Annotated in this window: 15 protein-coding genes; 6 read left to right on the forward strand and 9 right to left on the reverse strand. The window is 58.8% G+C overall.

Going from position 1 to position 18,981, the window contains the following annotated elements; genetic code table 11:
• Positions 1–89: 89 nt before the first annotated feature.
• The 3 genes from AF71_RS02655 to AF71_RS02665 all read right to left on the reverse strand — a co-directional run bounded on the left by AF71_RS02655 (position 90) and on the right by AF71_RS02665 (position 3,246).
• Entirely contained in the window at positions 90–1,262 is a 1,173-nt protein-coding gene (locus AF71_RS02655; RefSeq protein ID WP_169679663.1) for an adenylate/guanylate cyclase domain-containing protein, read from the reverse strand.
• Positions 1,263–1,590: 328 nt separating this feature from the next.
• The gene (locus AF71_RS02660; protein WP_169679666.1) at positions 1,591–2,406 is read right to left on the reverse strand and encodes a PDZ domain-containing protein; all 816 of its coding nucleotides are present in this window, start codon (positions 2,404–2,406) and stop codon (positions 1,591–1,593) included.
• Between the two features lie 357 nt (positions 2,407–2,763).
• On the reverse strand, positions 2,764–3,246 hold the full coding sequence (locus AF71_RS02665) for an Lrp/AsnC family transcriptional regulator (protein WP_169679669.1): 483 nt from the start codon (positions 3,244–3,246) through the stop codon (positions 2,764–2,766).
• 110 nt (positions 3,247–3,356) lie between these two features.
• Between AF71_RS02665 and AF71_RS02670 the strand changes: the two genes are divergently transcribed.
• From AF71_RS02670 to AF71_RS02680, 3 genes are read left to right on the forward strand one after another with little or no spacing between them, the layout of a single operon-like run.
• Complete coding sequence (locus AF71_RS02670) at positions 3,357–4,565, forward strand: diaminopropionate ammonia-lyase (protein WP_169679672.1); 1,209 nt, start codon at positions 3,357–3,359, stop codon at positions 4,563–4,565.
• The gene (locus AF71_RS02675) at positions 4,562–5,806 is read left to right on the forward strand and encodes a Zn-dependent hydrolase (RefSeq protein ID WP_169679675.1); all 1,245 of its coding nucleotides are present in this window, start codon (positions 4,562–4,564) and stop codon (positions 5,804–5,806) included. Before AF71_RS02670 ends, AF71_RS02675 begins: the two co-directional genes overlap by 4 nt.
• Before the next feature lie 4 nt (positions 5,807–5,810).
• A complete protein-coding gene (locus tag AF71_RS02680; protein WP_169679678.1) occupies positions 5,811–6,965 on the forward strand; it encodes an amidohydrolase in 1,155 nt (384 codons plus the stop codon).
• Positions 6,966–7,246: 281 nt separating this feature from the next.
• Here the strand turns inward: AF71_RS02680 and AF71_RS02685 are convergent, their stop codons facing one another.
• The 6 genes from AF71_RS02685 to AF71_RS02710 form a co-directional block, all read right to left on the reverse strand.
• Positions 7,247–8,401 carry a mandelate racemase/muconate lactonizing enzyme family protein gene (locus tag AF71_RS02685; protein WP_169679681.1) on the reverse strand — a complete coding sequence of 385 codons (1,155 nt, stop codon included), beginning with the start codon at positions 8,399–8,401 and terminating at the stop codon, positions 7,247–7,249.
• A 13-nt stretch (positions 8,402–8,414) separates the two neighbouring features.
• Positions 8,415–9,623 carry a D-mannonate dehydratase ManD gene (gene manD, locus AF71_RS02690; protein WP_169679683.1) on the reverse strand — a complete coding sequence of 403 codons (1,209 nt, stop codon included), beginning with the start codon at positions 9,621–9,623 and terminating at the stop codon, positions 8,415–8,417.
• Positions 9,624–9,626: 3 nt separating this feature from the next.
• A complete protein-coding gene (locus AF71_RS02695) occupies positions 9,627–11,327 on the reverse strand; it encodes an ABC transporter ATP-binding protein (protein ID WP_169679685.1) in 1,701 nt (566 codons plus the stop codon).
• Complete coding sequence (locus tag AF71_RS02700) at positions 11,324–12,478, reverse strand: ABC transporter permease subunit (RefSeq protein ID WP_025658557.1); 1,155 nt, start codon at positions 12,476–12,478, stop codon at positions 11,324–11,326. The genes AF71_RS02695 and AF71_RS02700 overlap by 4 nt, the downstream gene beginning before the upstream one ends.
• Complete coding sequence (locus AF71_RS02705) at positions 12,475–13,461, reverse strand: ABC transporter permease (protein ID WP_018855673.1); 987 nt, start codon at positions 13,459–13,461, stop codon at positions 12,475–12,477. The genes AF71_RS02700 and AF71_RS02705 overlap by 4 nt, the downstream gene beginning before the upstream one ends.
• A 69-nt stretch (positions 13,462–13,530) precedes the next feature.
• Entirely contained in the window at positions 13,531–15,471 is a 1,941-nt protein-coding gene (locus AF71_RS02710) for an ABC transporter substrate-binding protein (protein WP_112666527.1), read from the reverse strand.
• 185 nt (positions 15,472–15,656) lie between these two features.
• Here AF71_RS02710 and AF71_RS02715 point away from each other — a divergent pair, with 185 nt between their 5' ends.
• The 3 genes from AF71_RS02715 (at position 15,657) to AF71_RS02725 (ending at position 18,964) form a co-directional block, all read left to right on the forward strand.
• Entirely contained in the window at positions 15,657–16,337 is a 681-nt protein-coding gene (locus AF71_RS02715) for a GntR family transcriptional regulator (RefSeq protein ID WP_245267907.1), read from the forward strand.
• Between the two features lie 249 nt (positions 16,338–16,586).
• The gene (locus AF71_RS02720; protein WP_169679688.1) at positions 16,587–17,285 is read left to right on the forward strand and encodes a GntR family transcriptional regulator; all 699 of its coding nucleotides are present in this window, start codon (positions 16,587–16,589) and stop codon (positions 17,283–17,285) included.
• Between the two features lie 485 nt (positions 17,286–17,770).
• Complete coding sequence (locus AF71_RS02725) at positions 17,771–18,964, forward strand: amidohydrolase family protein (RefSeq protein ID WP_169679691.1); 1,194 nt, start codon at positions 17,771–17,773, stop codon at positions 18,962–18,964.
• Positions 18,965–18,981: the final 17 nt, after the last annotated feature.

The raw sequence follows: 18,981 nt of genomic DNA on the forward strand, positions 1-18,981 counted from the left end.
GAACGTCATCCATCCGCCAATCTAGGGTGGCTCTCACTTGGAAGCCAATCGTCATACCGCGGAAGATGGGCGATAAACTGTCAGGCCTATCAGCCCGTCCAGGCGTATACGTCCGCTGGCTCTGCTACCCCCTTAAGCACGAATGAACCAACATTCCTAAACCCTTTCGGTACCTGTGCTGCGAATGGCCTTGATGCCAGAAGGCTGTAGCCGACCGTATCTGCAACTTTCTCGATCCGGGCCGCTTCGTTGACCGCGCGGCCGATCGCCGTGAAATCGAGGCGGCGGGAGGCACCTATGTTGCCGTAGAAAACCTCGCCAACGTGCAGAGCGATATCGACCAACAGCTGCGGCTCCTCTTCATCGTTGCGCCTTGCATTCAGCAATTGATTGGCTTTCATGGCCATCCGAGCCGACGACAAAGCACGGCCACAAGCCTCGGAGGGATCGTCGATGTCAGCAGGGAAAATCGCCAGCAGGCTGTCACCCATAAATTTGAGGATCTCGCCACCATTCTCCTCCACCGGCCCGGCGATCGCCTCGAAGTGTTCGTTCAGCCAGCCGACGATCCTCTCCGGTGGCCACCGCTCGTTCAAGGACGTGAAGTCTTTTAGATCGGCAAGCAGGATTGCTGCGTATATCGAGGCGCCATCTCCACGACGGGTCTGTCCGCTGAGAATGCGGCCACTGGTTCGCGTCCCGGTGTAGACGGCAAGCATGTCGGTCGCAACGCGGGTGGTTGCAACTCGGCAGCAAGTCAGTGCCAATGCGGGCATCAAGCGTTCGACGTCTGCAATTTGCTGTTCTGAAAATCCGCCGGGTCCATCGACTGCTATCGAGAAGCCCACGCCACCAAGGGCAGTCTCTCCAGGAAACTCCGCAAGCTTGATCAAGTACTCAGTCGCGCCGAGCTGTGCCAATTCGTCGAACAACGGAAAGCTATTTGTTCCGTTCGCCGGCAGGCTCCACCGGCCGTAGAGAAGGTTATTCGACAGCAGATGGAAGATCGGTGAGCGCTCGAACATCTCCTGTCCCGCGTCATCATGCCCTTGGATGTCAACGGACATGACCGAGTGTGGCGACCACGCTACCGAAAATCCCTTCTGCATCGGGTCGATGGATGGCATTGCAATCGAGGCGCGGACAATCGGAAAACCTAAAGCGACCAATCTTGGCCCAAGTCCCTCCATGATCTGCTCGACGCTCCGGCTGGATAGGCCCTCCCCGATGATCCAGTCGATCAGCTCCTGCAAACCCTCCACGAAAAATCCTCCATCATCGCGCATCCACCATAGGCTGGCACTGGATGCCCGGTCGAGAAGGCAAACGAAATCCAAAAGAAAAAAAGGAGGCTTTCCGACGAGGCGGGCGGTCGTAGAAGCTACCCTTCGAAAGTTCTCCGCGCTTGCGGGCCCTTGGTTTACAGTCGTGGAAGGCCAGAACCAGGTTTCCTCGCCTATTGCTGCTGCCTCATAGGGATGCGCGTCTCTTCGCGAGATTGATTGGTGGGTCGCGCGGTTTGCGAATGGCTGCGCGGTCGGCCAAAGCAAAAAGGCCGACGCGTCTGTCGCGTCGGCCCCAGTCTGCCGGTTAAGCCGTCGTGAACGGTACGGCTACGAAGGTCGTGTTATTGCCGCGCTGAATCAGCAGCAGCACTGACTTCTTCTTGGCCTTCGCAACATCCGCAACTGCGTTCTTGGCGCCACTGGCATTCTGAATTGTCTTGTCGTTGACCGACAGAATGACGTCACCGGCTTTCAGCCCCGCCGAGGCTGCCGGTTTGTCAGGCGATACGTTGGCAACGACGGCACCTTGGACGTCCTGTGAGAGGTCCAGCCGCTCACGAACTTCCGGCGTCAGGTCGACAAGTGCGACACCAATCCGCGGACCGGCTGGGATTGCCTGTTCGGAGCCTTTGGGAGTAGCAAGCTTAGCCATTCCGTCGTCGCTGCTGCCGATCTCGACCGTGAGGTCGACGCTCTTGCCAAAACGCCAAACCGTAACGGTTTTCTTGTCACCAGGGGTAAGATCCGCCACGAACTGCGACAGGTCCTTTGGTGTCGACACCGGCTTTTCGCCAACCGCCGTAATGGCATCGCCCTGCTTGATACCGGCGCGAGCGGCGGGCGAGTCTTTCGAGACGTTTGCAACAAGCGCACCAGCCGGATTTGCGAGATCGATCGCGTCGGCAACTTCCTGCGTCACCGGCTGGATCTGGACACCGAGGTAGCCGTGATCGACGGAACCGGCGTTCTGAGAATTTGCGACAACCACCTTTGCCTGGTCGGCCGGAATGGCGGATGCGGCAAATGCAGATGACGTTTCGAGGGAGATGGAGGCCGCGCCGATCATAATGGCCACGCCCAGAAGAGCCGCAGATCTGCGGCGATTGACAATGCTTGTCACGATTTCAGTCCTATTAAATTGCTTCACCGCGTAAAGCCTCTCAGTGAAGCTCAACACTTGGCGAGGATATGAAGCCAGCCAATTATGTTTTCAAATTAAAAGTATATTACAATTTCATTGCCAATAAGTAATGTACAAAAATAGTTTATTACTTGATGGCAAGCTTTTGCAACTGGAGCGATGTATTAGCCTTTAGGAAGCTGGCGCTGCATCGTCCGCCCTGGTCGCAAGGGTTTCGCCACAAGGGGGCGGGCACCTCCAAGACGCTGCGGTCGCCGTTCACCGCGCACGGCCAAGGGCGAAATGACCTCCCGCTGCCTCCTTGTCCTGATCCGCGCTGCACGAGTTTCGCCGAATTCACGGAACCGGGACTTCCAGTCCAGTTTTGATGCGATCCATCGCGACAAACGTCCGGAAACGTTTGACGTTGTTGTTTCCGAAAAAGAGCCGCCGGGTCAGGGATTCATATTCCTTCATGGATGGTACGACGATGAGGAGGATAAAATCCGCTTCGCCCGTCACATAGTAACACTGCTGGATTTCGGGGGTCGCCGCGAATTCCCGCTTGGCGCTTTCGATTTGTTCTGCGGTCTCGCTGATCACCTCCACTTCGACGAAGATTGTGATCGGATGCCCCAGCGCTGCGGGATCGACGATCGCGACATTCGCCTTGATCACACCGGCTTCCGTCATCTTCTTGATCCGGCGTTGAACGGCTGGAGCCGACAGATTGACCGCTTCGCCGATCATTCTCTGCGGCGTGAGGTTGTCCTTCTGGAGGAGGGCGAGGATTTTGCGGTCGAAGTCATCCAAAATGATCTTCTGCGGCAGCGCACCCATACTTCTTCGCTCCCCTGGACGAAACAAACTTGCAAATCAGACCCCAATATTCAGCGCACGATGCGGAGGCAATGCAATATATTTTCCCCTCGAACCCGAGCGAGGCCCCCATGTTTCTCATAAATTCGAATAGCGCCTACAAGTCTCCGCTGGACCCACGGGACGCGGAAGCTCTCGGCCCGGTGGCTGCCGCGGAGGTCGAGAGGTTCCTGTCGCACCGCCAAAACAACGCGAAGACGCCCTTGGTGTCCCTCGGCGGCCTTGCTCGCAAACTCGGGGTGTCGAGCATCCATATGAAGGACGAAGGCTTCCGGCTCGGCCTTGGCAGCTTCAAGGCGCTTGGCGGTGCCTACGCGGTGATGCGTCTTGTGCTCGAGGAGGCAAGCAAACGCCTTTCCAGGCAAGTCGATGTAACTGAACTTGGTTCACCGGAGGTCCTGGCCGTGGCAAAAACCATGACGGTTGCCTGTGCCACCGACGGCAACCACGGACGTTCCGTGGCCCAGGGGGCGCAGATCGTCGGCGCACGTGCCGTGATTTTCGTTCACTCGGGCGTCAGCGACCAACGGGTGGCGGCCATCGCAGGATTTGGCGCCGACGTGTGCCGCGCCGAGGGAACCTACGACGACTCTGTCAAGGAAGCGTCCAGGGTTGCGATCGAGCGTGGCTGGACAATCGTGTCGGATACGTCCTGGCCTGGCTATGAGCGCATTCCAAGCCTTGTAATGCAGGGCTACACCGCGATATTCCGCGAGGCACTCAGGGATTTGCAGGACCCGCCGACCCATGTTTTCGTGCAGTCAGGGGTTGGCGGCATCGCTGCTGCGGCAGCCGGCTATCTCGCGCTTGTCATGGGGGACACACGCCCGATCTTCACAGTTGTTGATCCCGAACGTGCAGCATGCATCGTCGAGAGCGCCAAGGCCGGGCATCCGGTGACGGTTGACCACGGTGAGCCGACAATCATGGCCATGCTCGAATGCTACCAGCCGTCCCTGGTAGCCTGGCGCATCCTTTCGCGTGTGGCAGACGCGTTCATGACCGTAGACGAACACGACGCAGTCACCGTCATGAAGAGGCTGGCCCACCCGGTCGGGGGAGACCCCGCCGTCGTGGCGGGCGAAAGCGGTGGCGTTGGCCTGGCCGGATTGATCAGGGCCATCGGTGATCGGCAGATCAAGGCTCATTTGCGGCTTGGAGATCAATCGCGCGTCCTCGTGATCAACACCGAAGGAGCGACCGATCCGCTCAAGTATGAGGCGATCGTCGGGGAAGCACCCGGATCGGTTTTGGCGAAAAACGCAGGGGCGGCGGCATGACTGGATCATCGGTAAATGAGGAACGCTTGCTCGGACGTCTGCGTGAACTTGGCTCCATCGGCAGAGACAAGGATGGCCGCCTTGTCAGGCTTGCGGCGTCCGACGCGGACAAGCACGGCCGGGATCGCTTGATCGCCTGGATGCAGGAAGCCGGGCTCGATGTCGCAGTCGATCGCATCGGCAACATCTTCGGCATCTGGGCGCCGATACAGGCCGACGATACAGCAAAACCGCTGATGCTGGGGTCTCATATCGATACTGTGATCAATGCAGGGGTGTTTGACGGCTGTTACGGTGTCCTTTCGGGACTGGAAGTCGTAGAAACTCTGAAATCAGAGGGCTTCAATCCAAACCGACCTATCGCGATTGCTGCATTTACCAACGAAGAAGGCGTGCGCTATGCGCCTGACATGATGGGGTCGCTGGTCCATGTCGGCGGACTTGATGTTGATGAAGCGCTTGCCACCGTGGGCACCGACGGATCTGTCCTTGGTGAGGAGCTTGCCAGGATTGGCTATGCCGGACCACAAGAGCCCGGCTTCCTGCAACCGCACGCCTATATCGAACTCCACATTGAACAAGGGCCGATCCTCGAGCGCGAGGAGACCCCGGTTGGGGCCGTCGAGAACTTGCAGGGCATTTCCTGGCAGCGAGTAACCATCGAAGGAGAAGCCAACCATGCAGGCACGACACCCATTTCCCTGCGCCGCGATGCCGGCTTGGCAGCAGCGCGCGTCATCACCTTTCTGCGCGACCGGGCGAAGGCCTCTAACACCCCTACGGTCGCCACAGTCGGGTGCATGGAGTTCGAGCCAAACGCAATCAACGTGATCCCCTCGAAGGCGACATTCACGGTTGACCTTCGCGATCCCGATGAGGAGAAACTGTTGGTGGAAGAAGCTGCCTTGGCAACGTACCTCGATACGGTTGCGGACGATGAGCAGGTCACAATCACCACGAAACGTCTGGCAAGATTTCAGCCGGTGACTTTCGACAGCGGCATTGTGGCGGCGGTCGTGGAGGCTGCGACGGCCCGCGGATTGAAATCGAAAAGGATGACATCAGGTGCAGGGCACGATGCTCAGATGATCGCCAGGATCGCACCCTCGGGGATGATTTTCGTACCCAGTATCGGCGGCATCAGCCATAACCCCAAGGAATTCACACCCAACACCGATCTGGTCGCAGGAGCCAATGTGTTGCTTGACGTGGTCCGCAATCTCACCGCACCGGAGAACTGATCTGATGACCGACATTGAGACGCTCCATGCCGAAATGCGTGAGTGGCGGCGACACCTCCATGCCAATCCAGAATTCGGTTTTGCGGAGCAAGCCACGGCTGCGTTTGTCGCCGACAAACTTAGAACATTTGGCCTCGATGAGGTCGCCGAAGGCGTCGGTGGTACCGGGGTTGTCGGAACCCTCAAGCGAGGGACCGGCAACCGCGCCATCGCCTTGCGAGCCGACATGGACGCCCTGCGCATTACCGAGCAGGGTGACATGCAACATAAATCCCGCAACTGCGGGCTCATGCACGCCTGTGGTCACGACGGTCACACCGCTATGCTCCTCGGAGCCGCGAAGATGCTTGCCGCAGAAGGCGGTTTCGACGGGACGGTCCGCTTCATTTTCCAGCCGGCCGAGGAATGGGGCAAAGGCGCACTCGCGATGATGTCCGATGGTCTTTTCGAGAAATATCCGTTTGATGAAATCTATGGCATCCACAATATGCCGGGTCTTCCTGTTGGCTATTTCGAGACAAAACCCGAAGAATTCATGTCGGCGGAGGACAATTTCGAGATCACGCTCAAGGGCGTCGGGGGACACGCCGCCCGACCGCACTGGGGCAGCGAAGTCCTGGTCGCCGCCTGCGCCATCGTCACCAATCTGCAGACGATCGTCGCGCGGCGCATCGACCCAGCCGACATCGGCGTCGTATCCGTCACTGAGCTCATCACCGACGGCACCAGGAATGCCCTGCCCGGCATGGCACGCATTCTCGGTGATGCCCGCAGCTTCCGCAGGGAGATCAGCGAGCGCATCGAGCAGCAGATGCGGATTATCGCGCAAGGCACTGCGCTTGCCTATAATGTCGAGGCCGATGTCCGTTACACGCGTGAATTCGTTCCACTCATGAACGACACCGCCTTGGCTGCCGAAGCCATGGCCGTGGCGGTGGAATTATATGGCGCGTCGAACGCAAGGGTCGCATCAAAGCCGATGACGGGATCAGAAGATTTCGCGCAGTTCCTCAGCCGGGTGCCTGGGTGCTTCGTCTTCCTCGGCAATGGCGAGACATCGGCTCCGCTCCACAATCCGAATTATGACTTCAATGACAACGGCCTTGTCCATGGCATGCGATTTCATGCAGCAATAGCGCGTCGACGCCTAGCAAATTGACCAAAGCGACGGCAGTTGCAGGCAAATTTTCGCCGTCCAGGATCTAGCGCCTTGCCACAGAAGACGATGATGGCAACATGCGACGAAGTGACGTTGGTCCGCCGGTCTTTCCGGGCCCAACGCGGGCGACCTCAATCCGAAAAATCGAGCCAAGTGCCCTGCGGTCGTTCTCTGCCTGGACCGAGAAAGGGTCGGTGAAAAGTGGGTTTTGTACCATGTGCGAGGAACGATGAACCCAGCGCGCAATTTCCCGCCCGTTCAAGTCGGCTCGCTTCCCTTTCTCACCAATTCGTCACCGAGCCATCCCGGCGTTTCAGATGAGGCGCCTCCCAGAATTCAAAGCTCTGCCTGGCAATCAACTCCTCGTTCACTTCGACCCCCAGGCCGGGCGCATCGGAAACTGGATAGCAGGCAGCCTCAAGCCGTGGCTGGACCGGAAAGAAGTCAGAATTGTCAAAACCCAGATGCGTCTCCGCGGAGCTCGCCCGCGTTTCCAACCAGGCAAAATTCGCAACAGCGGCGCAGAAGTGGATCGTGGCAGCCGTGCATACCGGGCCGAGTGGATTGTGAGGCATCATGTCGACATAGTGAGCCTCGCTCCAGCCGGCGACCTTCATCGATTCAGTCAGACCGCCGACATTACAGACATCAAGGCGATTGAACTGGTGAATGTCGCGCTCGATGAAGGGCAGGAACTGCCACTTCGACGAGAACTCCTCGCCGATCGCAAACGGAACATCGGTCATTCGACGCAGCGCCTCGTAGGCGCCCGGTGTCTCGTCGCGGATCGGCTCCTCGAGGAAGTCGAGTGTGCCCTTCGGCATCTTCTGGCAGAAGCTTGCGGCTTCAGCGACCGTCAGGCGGTGGTGATAGTCGATGCCCAGCACGATTTCCTCGCCCAGTGTTTCCCGAGCTTTGACGCACCATTTCGCTGTCATCGCGATATGTTCGCGGGGCTCGTAAATCTCCTTGTGCTCGTGACCCGAGGGCGAAAGTCGCATGGCCCTCCATCCATGCTCGACCAGCATCTGTGCCTGCTCGATCATCGCTGGCCCCGGCTCCGCGAAGGTCGTCGCAAAGGTCGGTATCCGGTCGCGCTGCTTGCCGCCGAGCAACTCGTAGACGGGCACGCCAAGCGCTTTGCCCTTGATGTCGTGGAGCGCGATGTCGATCGCCGAGATCGCGGCCTGCAATACGCGACCGCCCTCGAAATACTGGCTGCGATACATCTCCTGCCAGAGCGCCCCGATCTTGAACGGGTCGCGGCCACGCAAGAATTCCGCATAATGTTCCAGCGCACCGACGACCGCCTTCTCGCGGCCGGAGAGTCCACTTTCGCCCCAGCCGAAAATCCCGTCATCGGTCTCGACCTTCACCAGAAGCTGGTTGCGAATGCCAACCTTGACGGCGTAGCTCTTGATTGCTGTGATCTTCATGTCCGTTCTCCGGTTACCAGTGCCAGAGCGTGCCGTCTTCGAGACGGTTCACAGGCAGATAGGCGCGCTGATATGGATATTTCTCGGCAAGCTTTTCATCGATATCGACACCGTGGCCGATCGCATCGCCCGGATGGAGATAACCGTCATCCAGGCTCCAGGCACTCGGAAACACCTCAAGGATTTCCGGCAGGTAGCCCGAATATTCCTGGATGCCGAAATTCGGCACCCAGAGGTCGAGATGCAGGTTGGCGCCGAGGCAGATCGGCGACATGTCCATTGCGCCGTGGCAGGCAGTGCGGACATTGTAGACGCTGGCGAAATCCATGATGCGCCTTTGGGCGGTCACACCGCCGGCGTGTACCGTGGTCGTCCTGATGTAGTCGATCAGCTGCTCTTCCATCAACAGCCGCGCGTCCCAGATCGTGTTGAAGACTTCACCCACGGCAAGCGGTGTCGTGGTGTGTTTGCGGATCAGACGGAAGCCCTCCTGATACTCGGCCGCCACCGTGTCTTCCAACCAGAAGAGCCGTGCAAATTCGAGGTCTTTACCCAACCGCGCCGCTTCGATCGGCGTGAGGCGGTGGTGGCTGTCATGCAGGAGCTCAATATCCCAGCCATGCGCCTCGCGGACCGCCTTGAAGAGTTCGGGAACATAGCGCAGATATTTCGACGTCGACCATGTTTCCTCGTGAGGAATGGCATCGTCTGCAGCGTTGTTGGTGACCGACTTCTTGCCGGTGCCATAGACGTCAGGCAGACCGGGAATTCCGACCTGAACGCGGATCGCCTTGTAGCCCTGCTTAATTCGCTTGCCGACCGCTTCGACCGCTTCGCCAATATCAGTGCCCTGCGCGTGTGTGTAGCACAGCACCTTCTCGCGGCTGGCGCCGCCCAGCAGCTGGTAAAGCGGCATGTTGGCGGCTTTCGCCTTGATGTCCCAAAGTGCGGTATCGATACCGGCGATCGCCGCCATCGTCACAGGACCGCGGCGCCAATAGGCTCCCTTGTAGAAATACTGCCAGATATCCTCGATGCGGCTTGGATCGCGGCCGATGAGCAATGGTGCAAGATGATCCTGAAGATAGGCTACGACGGCCTTTTCACGACCGTTCAGAGTGGCGTCGCCGACCCCTGTCAGCCCCTCGTCGGTGAAGATCTTGACGGTGACGAAATTGCGTCCGGGCGAGCAAACAATGATTTTGACATCGGTAATTTTCATGACTTATCCGTTGGCTGAAACTGTACGTGCGGGGTCGTAGCGGAACCGGTTGTGAATGCGCCGGTTGCGCGGGTCGGGATGAGGAATGGCGGAGAGCAGCGCGCGGGTATAGTCATGCGCCGGATTGTTGACGACCTGATCGGTGTCGCCCGCCTCGACGATCTTGCCGCGATACATCACAGCAACGCGGTCGCACATGTAGCGGATAACCGACATATCGTGCGAGATGAAGACGTAGGAGAGACCGAGCTCGTCCTGCAACTTCATCATGAGGTCAAGCATCTGTGAGCGCAACGACACATCGAGTGCCGAGGTTGCTTCATCGGCAACGATCAGCCGCGGCTTGAGCGCAATCGCCCGCGCAATACCGATACGCTGTCGCTGACCGCCGGAAAAAGCATGCGGGTAGCGTTCACGCCAGGCCGGTTCGAGGCCGACCTGCTGCATAAGTTCCGAGACCCGATCATCGAGGGATCTGCCCTTCACGCCAGCGAGCTTCAGCGGCTCGGCAATGATCTGGCCGACCGTCTTGCGTGGGCTGAGCGATCCGACCGGGTCCTGGAAGATCATCCGGATATCGTGGCGAACATCCTTCAATGTCGTTTTGTCGGCCGAGCAAAGATCGACCGTGCTGCCGTCAGCGCGGCGGTAATTCATAGCGCCGGCTTGCGGATCGTAAATGCGCAGCAAGCAACGTCCCATTGTCGTCTTGCCCGAGCCGGACTCACCGACGATGCCGAGGGTTTCACCGGCACGAACGATCAGCGACACGTCGTCCACTGCCTTCAGGCCGGATGGGAAAGTCAGCGACAGGTTCTTGACCGCGAGTAGCGGCGGCGCGCCAACGGGGATTTCGGATCGTGTCAGCCGAACTTCCGCCTTCTTCTCCAACTTGACGACCGAACCGATCAGGCGGCGCGTGTAGTCGTCCTTTGGTGCGTGGAAAATCTGCTCCACGGAGCCACGCTCCATCACCTTGCCCCGATACATCACCAAGACTTCGTCGGCGATTTCGGCAACGACACCCATGTCGTGGGTAATGAAGAGCACAGCCATGCCGTGGCTGTGCTGCAGTCGTTTGATCAGATCGAGAATTTCGGCCTGGGTGGTGACGTCGAGTGCTGTCGTCGGCTCATCGGCGATCAGAACCTGGGGATTGCAGGCGAGCGCCATGGCGATCATGACCCGCTGGCGCATGCCTCCGGAGAATTCGAAAGTGTAGCGGTCGATTGCGGTTTCAGGGCGCGGTATTTCGACCTGGCGCAGCAGCTCGAGAACGCGGTCGCGCTGCGCCTTGCCGCGAATGCCGAAATGTATGCGCAGCGCTTCGCCGATCTGCGCGCCGATACGATGGACGGGCGACAGTGAACTCATCGGCTCCTGGAAAATCATGGCGATCTCCTTGCCGCGAACGCCGCGAATTTCCTTGCCGCGCGGGTCGAGCTTGGCGAGATCGACCGATGAGCCGTCTCCCCGCGTCAATACGATCGAACCATCCTCGATACGACCGGGTTTATCGACGATCTGCAGGATGGAGCGCGCCGTAACCGATTTCCCGGATCCGGATTCGCCGACAACACAGAGTGTCTTTCCGCGCTTCAGCTCGAAGGACACGTCGTCGACCGCCTTGAACAGACCCGTGCGCGTCGGGAAGTAGGTTTTCAGGTTGTCGACCTTGAGGAGTGTATCGTTGTTCATGGTCATGACACCGACTCGTAGGGATCTGCGGCATCGCGGAGGCCGTCGCCGAGGAAGTTGAGGGAAAGCACCGAGATGACAATTGCGGCAGCCGGCGTGAACAGGAGCCAGGGCGCTTGAGCGACCGCGCGGATGTTCTGCGCCTCCTGAAGGAGCACGCCCCAGGAAATGATCGGCGGCTGTAGACCGACGCCGAGAAACGAGAGTGCGGTTTCAGCCAGGATCATCGAGGGGATCGCCAGGGTCAGCGTGGCGATGATGTGGCTCATGAAGGACGGCACCAGATGGTGGAAGATGATGCCGAGCTCGCTCATGCCGTCGAGACGTGCGGCAATCACAAAGTCCTCATTGCGCAGAGAGAGAAACTTGCCACGCACCTCCCGCGCCAGGCTCGTCCAGCCAATCAGCGAAACGATCAGGGTGATGACGAAATACGTCCTGAGCGGTGGCCAGCCAACGGGGATTGCTGCCGCTAGCCCCATCCATAGCGGGATCGTCGGGATCGAGCGCAACAGCTCGATGAAACGCTGGATGGCGATATCGGCCCAGCCCCCGAAAAATCCGGATATGCCGCCGATCGTGACGCCAAGGATGAGGCTCATGAAGACCCCGACAAGGCCGATCGAGAGGGAGATCTGGGCACCATGGACCACGCGCGAGAAGATGTCTCGTCCGAGGCGATCTGCGCCAAAGATGTACATGCTGTCTCCCGGCATCGGGTTGGTGAGGCCAAAGAGCTTGGTCCTCATAGGGATGAAGCCGAGGAGAGTGTATGGTTGCGCCGCAGGTACGAAAAAGCCGACCGGGATCGGCTTGGCGGGATCCGGGGTGAACTCACGCCGCATGGATTCTGTGTTCAACGTCATCTTCAGCTGATTGACGTGTGGGCGCAATGAGCCGTCCAGCAGAAGCGATATGCCCTGTGGAGGGGCGTAGGTGAAACGCGCATTGGTCGCGTTGGGATCGAACGGTGCGATGAAATCCGCGAAGGCAGCGACGAGATACATGAACACGATGACGACAAGGCTTGCCAGAGCGATCTTGTGCTTCTTGAATTTCAGCCAGAAGAGCCGCCATTGGCCGGCAACGGCAATATCACTGCGGTGAAGGTCGATCGATGTGCCGGTCTCCGGCGGGAGCTGAGTGATGTCTGTCATTGGAACCGGATCCGCGGGTCGGTGATGGCGAGCAGGATGTCGGAAATCAGCGTGCCGATAATGGTGAGCACCGAAATCAACAGGATGAGCGAGCCAGCGAGATACATGTCTTGTGCAAGCAAGGCGCGCAGCAGCAGCGGTCCCGTCGTCGGCAAGCTCATGACAACCGAGACAATGATCTCACCCGAAATAACGGCGGGCAGGATCCAGCCGAGCGTCGAGATCAGCGGATTGAGTGCAAGGCGCACCGGGTAGCGAATGAGAAGCTCGAATTCGGACATGCCCTTGGCGCGGGCCGTCGTTACATAGGGCTTGGACAATTCGTCGAGCAGGTTGGCGCGCATGATGCGAACGAGTGCTGCAAGCGAGCCGAGGCCGATGACGAGCACGGGCAGCCAGACGTGTTTGGCAAAATCGCCAAGCTTGGCAAAACTCCAGGCCGCGTCGACGAAAGCGGGCGAAAACAGGCCGCCGACACTTTGGCCGAAATAGGCCGACATGACATACATCGCCGAAAGCGCCATCAGGAAGTCAGGCACGGCGAGAAAGAAGAAGGCAAGAAAGGTCGCCGAATAGTCGGAGATCGAATACTGGCGCACGGCCGACAGAATGCCGATCGGAATGGCGATCGCCCATACGAAGCAGAGCGTCAGGAAGGACAGGAGGAGCGAGAAGCCAAGGCGGCCCCAGATCAATTCGGTGACCGGCTTGCCGAGCTCGAATGAAATCCCGAAATCGCCATGCATGAGGATCCCGGCCATCCATTTGTAATATTGGAAATACATCGGTTGATCGAGACCGTAGCGCTCACGCATGGCGGCAACCGTGCCCTCTTCGACCGCCCCACCCTGGCTTGCCCAGTCGGCCATCAGAGTCGTGAGATAATCACCGGGCGGGAGTTGGATGATGATGAAGGCGATGATGGAAACGGCAAGGAGTGTCGGTATCGCGAACACCAGCCGTTTGGCGATATAACGGAGCATGATTTCTGACCGCTCGATAGGATCGAAGGGGCGGACCGGGGGGAAGTTTCCCCGCCGGCCCGGAGGAGTTTAGTTAGCCGGCTTGTCGAAGTACCACTGGGTCAGCGTCGGGGCCGGATGCCAGAGATTGCCGGTGATCGGAATGCCGTTGACGACATTCTTCAGGTTCTTCGACACCATCATGTATTTCGGCATGGGGCGCGAAATGCCGATGTTGAGGAAGTTGTCAGCGGAAAGATTGAGGAATTCCTTCATCTTCTCGCGACGATCGTTGTCGCCTACGGCAGCGTTGACCTTGTCGTAGGCTGCCATGAGAGCCTTGATCTCGGCTGGAGGTTCCTCGCCCGTGGCGTGGTTCGAGTACCATTCGCTCCACTTCATCGCGAAGAAGATGTCTGCCTTCTGGAACGGCATGTAACAACGCGGGTCGGTATAGACTTCAGACAGACCGCCAACGCAGTTCCAGATATAGGCGTCCTGCTCGTTTGCTGCCCACATGGTGTTCAAGCGAGCGCGATCCGTGGTCCGCAGCTGGATGTCGATCCCGACGTCCTTGGCGTATTTCTGCACCATCTGCATCACGTCGGGATAGGAGAGCCCGAAAACGTCCGCCACCATGAAGTTGATGGTGAAGCGCTTGCCGCTGTCGTCGAGGCGGAAACCTTCTGCGTCTTTCTTCGGCATGATCTTGTCGAGCATGTCGTTGGCAAGCTTCGGATCAAATTCCGTGTATTGCTTGGCTTCACGCTCGTTGAAAAGCTCGTGCTCGGGCTGCGTCGCCACCTGCGCCGGGGCGCCCTGGCCGACATAGACGAGATCGATAATCTCCTGTCGGTTGATTGCGTGGCTGAGCGCGATGCGGAAATCCTTGTTCTGGAAAAGCTTGCGCTTGGTGTCGTCGGTCGAGTTGAGATTGAGCAGGATGACGGCATCATTCGCCGGCAGGTCCTTCACGTCGACAAAGCGATAATTGCCGCTTTCCTGGCCATCGAAGAGCACCGACTTGAAGGTCGAATTATTGATGTGGCGGAACGCGAAATCGAACTCGCCCGAGGTCATCTTCAGCGCCATCAGCTGTGGGTCGTCGAGCTTTGCCCAGGTGACGCCGTCGATATAAGGCAGCTGGTTGCCCTCAGGATCCACCTTCCAATAGTAGGGATTGCGGGTCGCGACGACGCGTTCGCTGTCGGCATAGGGTACCGTCAGGATCCACGGGTTCATCGTTGGCAGCTGGAGGTTTTGCCAGTAAGGCGGCTGGAAGGTCAGGGAGACCTTCGAGTTGAACAGCGCCACCCAATCGCCTGCAGCCGGATTGGCTTTCAGCAGAGCGGGGATGCCGTCCTTGTTATACTTCTCGTGGAACTGGCTGAGGTAGTGCTTGGGGTAGATAACCGGCAGATGACCCTGGCCGTAGGCGAGCTGCTGCAGGAACAGGCCATAGGGGCTGTCGAATTTGAATTCGACTGTCAGGTCGTCGATCTTGCGCACTTTTACCGGTTTGCCCGCGACCGTAAAGGTCGGGTTCTTGGCCGGCGAAAGCGCGTCGTTCATGAACACGTCTTCGTACCAGAACATGATGTCGTCGGCCGTGAAAGGCTGGCCGTCGCTCCACTTCAGCCCCTTGCGAAGCTTGAAGGTATAGGTGGTGGCATCATCCGATGCGGTGAATTCCTCCGCCAGCGAAGGTATCACCTTCTGCCAGGCCGGATCCCAACGAACGAGCAGTTCATTGGCGATGGTGCGGGTCAGATTGTACTGGTCGCCATTGGCGAGAATGGTGGTGCGCAGCGTGCCACCGTATTTGCCTATTCCATCAACCATAGCTTCGACGAAGGGATGCTCAGGAAGGCGATCGGCGACGGCTGGCAGCTTGCCGGCCTTCACTTGCTCGTCGAGCATTGGCGCCTGTTTGAAATCCACCGCAAAGGCAGGAGCAATCGCTCCCAAGAGCGCCGCACTCAACAACCCCGTCGATAGGACGAGGCCACGCAGCTGTTGCTGGTAACCCATTCTTTTCCTCCTGATAACCGGCCCTCTCCGCCGACTGAAAACGAAAGCCAGGTCGGCAATCGCGTGGAGCGAAAACTTTCAGATCGTACATTATATGTCAATCGGAATGTACAAACAATTTGAAGAGGTATTGGCAAACCGGGGGAAAGTGTATTAAAAGCAATCTTATGACCACGATAACGCGAATGCCCCAGACAATGCCTGACGGTGACGAGTTGACCGAGGAAAATGGCGCGTCCATCTACGAGCGCCTGCGCGATGACATCATCCATGGCCGCGTCAAGGCTAACGAGCGCCTGAAGGTCGCCGAGCTTGCCGCGCGTATGGGCACCTCCACCAATCCGGTGCGAGAAGCATTGCAGCAGCTGCGCGGCGAGGGTTTCGTGGTCATGATGCCCAATCGCGGCGCCCGAGTGCGGCCGATTGACGAGGAGTTCGTCAGAGATATCTGCGAAATAGAGGTCTTGATCGAGCCGGCGCTGACGCGTTGGTTTGTCGGGGTTGCGACGCGAGCAGATGTCGATGAACTGGAGCGCATTCAGGCCGAGATCGAGGCCCTGAATTTTTCGGATGAGCTGAAACACTCAAATCTGGACATGCAGTTTCATCGGCTGATGTACGACCGGCACTACAACAGGCACGCTGTCGATCTCTGGATTCGCCATCGTCAGATTTTATGGGCGATAAGTCGCGGCTTTCCCACCTCCCTAAGCCGCCAGTCGAACGTTCTTGAGGAGCATCGCGAGCTCATCGGATGCATCAAGGAGCAGGATGCGGACGGGGCGGCGAACGCTATTGCCAAACATGTTGGTGGATCAGGGCGGCACATCATCGAGCGCATGCGGCTCAACAAGCAGCGGTCGTGATTTAGCCGAAGCTCGCGCAATCGCGCCGGGGCCGTCATGGTTGTTGCGCCTTTCGATGATGAGAAATGGCCCTCTCAGCAATTGCGATCGGGGCGCTGACCTTGTCCACGCGCCGATCGTTCGTTGGCTTGAGGCTGGCCATGGCTGTGGCTCATGACGCGAGGTGCCTTCGGCAATACAGGGCAAGTCCTTGATGCACGCGTGATCACGAGATAACGTATACGTCATCGAAAACATTCCTGAAGTCCAATGTCATCGAATTCCGACCGGGTAGACGTTGCCCATCGCACTCTCCGACGGGCCATAATCGAACAGGCGCTGAAAGCCGGAACCAGGCTGCCAGAAGACGAGATTGGCAGGCACTTCGCAATGAGCAGAACCTTGGTTCGCGCCGTGCTGGCGAAACTGCAGGCCCAGGGGCTCGTCGACACCTACCACAAGCGAACTGCCACGGTTGCCCAGCCGAGCCTCGACGAGGCGCGCAATGCCTTTGCTGTTCGGCGCGCGCTTGAACGGGAGGTGATGAAGGCGGTGATCGCGCGCTGGAGCCCGGTAGTCGAGAAGATCCTCTCCGATCACGTGCAGGAAGAAGAGGCCGCCCATGCCAAGGGGGATGTGCGCCTCTCGACCCGGCTAGCCGGCGAATTCCACCTCAAGCTTGCGGAACTCTCGGGCAATGCGCTGCTCGAACGATATCTCTCCGAACTCGTATCCCGCTGTTCGCTGATCCTGGCCATGTACAGCCGGCCGCACTCAAGCGAGTGCGCCATCAGCGAACATTCCGGTCTGATCGGCGCGCTCAAGAAGGGCGATATTGCTGCGGCTGAGCATTTGATGGACGACCATCTGTCATCGGTTGAAAGCAGGGCCCTGATCGAGGACGATACCGCGGCGGAACTGGATCTCGGCTCGATCCTGTCGCGCTTTTCCGCCCGTGGCAGCGGTTAGGCTGCCGCTTTTTCAATCATGTATACATGATTATGCATCTTATGTAGACATTCGAGAACCGGAGACGACACGCTTGTACGTGATGGTGTCGGCGGCTTTCCTCGAACGAATCCAAATATCTAGCCACTCTGTGCTGCCAGGAGTCCTTTTCTGATACAATCTGGCACCATTGTTGCATACATGATTACCCATATCATGTAGCCAAGAACCGTGTGGGTATGTCAAGATGACCACGAGCAATCCGGACCTGCCCGAGCCTGGTCGCCGCCGAAGGCCGCAGAAGCTGCGATCACCAGCGGCAAACTGAAGCCGTTTGCCGGCGAGACCAAGGACCAGAAAGGCACGGGTAAAGTGACCAAGGGCCGGGAACTGGCGGATGCCGATATCAGGGGCATGACCTGGCTGATCGAAGGCGTGCAGGGCGCCTCCCCGATCCCGCCGGCGAGGTTATTGATGATACAACAAAGAAATCAAGGGAGATCCCGGTGACCGAAACACTTTTTACAAACGCCAAGCTCGCCGACGGCACGCTCAACGACATTCTGGTCTCCAACGGCCGCATCTCTACCATCGCTGCTGCTGGGTCGAGCTCCGGCTCTGCGCGCACGCTCGATATTGCCGGTGCGCTTCTCGTCCCGGGCTTCGTTGAGGGCCACATCCATCTGGACACGAGCTTCTACGGCGACAAATGGATCCCGCATAAACCTTGCACCAACGGGTTTGACGTGCTTGAGCGCGTCGCCTTCCAGGCCGAGAACCTGGCAGCCGCCGCACCGATGGACGAGCGTGCCCGCAGCCAGCTCGACCTCTGCATTTCGAACGGCGCGCTGCAGATGCGCAGCCATGTCATGGTCGATGGCTCGGTCGGGCTGAAATCGCTCGAAACCATCCTGGCCGTCCGCGAAGAATACAAGGACATCATCGACATTCAGCTCGTGGCCTTCCCGCAGAGCGGTATCCTGAAGAGCCCCGGCACGCGCGACCTGATGGACGAGGCGATTGGCATGGGAGCCGATCTGGTCGGCGGGCTCGATCCGCTGTCCTTCGATCGTGATATCAAGGGGCATCTCGACGTGGTCTTTGGAATTGCCGAAAAACGGGGTGTCGATGTCGACATACATCTCCACGATACCGGCACGATGGGCGCCATGACGATCGAGGAGATCTGCGCGCGGACCGCAGCACTCGGCATGCAGGGGCACGTCGCCGTCAGCCACGCCTACGGGCTTGGGGACCTCGCCCCGGATGCCGCAAAGAAGATCGCCGCCGTCATTGCAGAAAGCGGCGTCTCGATCATGACCAACGCTCCAGGAAATCACAATTTCCCGCCGGTCGCATTGCTGCGGGCCGCCGGCGTCAATGTTTTTTCAGGAAATGACAATATCCGCGATTCGTGGTGGCCCTTCGGCGATGGCGACATGCTCCGTCGGGCAGAGATCATCGCCTATCGCTCCGGCTTCTATACCGATACCGAGCTCTCCGCCGCTTTCGATGTGGTTACGACAGGAGGCGCCAAGGCGCTCAATCTTGAAGGCTATGGCATCGCCGTCGGCGCCAAGGCTGATTTCGTGACACTCGCCGCCGACCATATTCCGGAGGCAGTCGTCGCCGTCCCCAAGCCGCGACGCGTCTTCAAGCAGGGACGGTTGGTGGCCGATAACGGCGCAGTGGTCCGCTGATGCAATTTTCAAGCAGG

It is taken from the genome of Rhizobium sp. 57MFTsu3.2 (genome assembly GCF_012932765.1).
GTDB lineage: Bacteria > Pseudomonadota > Alphaproteobacteria > Rhizobiales > Rhizobiaceae > Rhizobium > Rhizobium altiplani.

Bases quoted from the DNA above. Each gene is read 5' to 3' on its own strand.
- AF71_RS02665 (WP_169679669.1), bottom strand. From the start codon at position 3,246: ATGGGTGCGCTGCCGCAGAAGATCATTTTGGATGACTTCGACCGCAAA.
- AF71_RS02670 (WP_169679672.1), top strand. From the start codon at position 3,357: ATGTTTCTCATAAATTCGAATAGCGCCTACAAGTCTCCGCTGGACCCA.
- AF71_RS02675 (WP_169679675.1), top strand. From the start codon at position 4,562: ATGACTGGATCATCGGTAAATGAGGAACGCTTGCTCGGACGTCTGCGT.
- AF71_RS02680 (WP_169679678.1), top strand. From the start codon at position 5,811: ATGACCGACATTGAGACGCTCCATGCCGAAATGCGTGAGTGGCGGCGA.
- AF71_RS02685 (WP_169679681.1), bottom strand. From the start codon at position 8,401: ATGAAGATCACAGCAATCAAGAGCTACGCCGTCAAGGTTGGCATTCGC.
- manD (WP_169679683.1), bottom strand. From the start codon at position 9,623: ATGAAAATTACCGATGTCAAAATCATTGTTTGCTCGCCCGGACGCAAT.
- AF71_RS02695 (WP_169679685.1), bottom strand. From the start codon at position 11,327: ATGACCATGAACAACGATACACTCCTCAAGGTCGACAACCTGAAAACC.
- AF71_RS02700 (WP_025658557.1), bottom strand. From the start codon at position 12,478: ATGACAGACATCACTCAGCTCCCGCCGGAGACCGGCACATCGATCGAC.
- AF71_RS02705 (WP_018855673.1), bottom strand. From the start codon at position 13,461: ATGCTCCGTTATATCGCCAAACGGCTGGTGTTCGCGATACCGACACTC.
- AF71_RS02710 (WP_112666527.1), bottom strand. From the start codon at position 15,471: ATGGGTTACCAGCAACAGCTGCGTGGCCTCGTCCTATCGACGGGGTTG.
- AF71_RS02715 (WP_245267907.1), top strand. From the start codon at position 15,657: ATGCCCCAGACAATGCCTGACGGTGACGAGTTGACCGAGGAAAATGGC.
- AF71_RS02720 (WP_169679688.1), top strand. From the start codon at position 16,587: ATGTCATCGAATTCCGACCGGGTAGACGTTGCCCATCGCACTCTCCGA.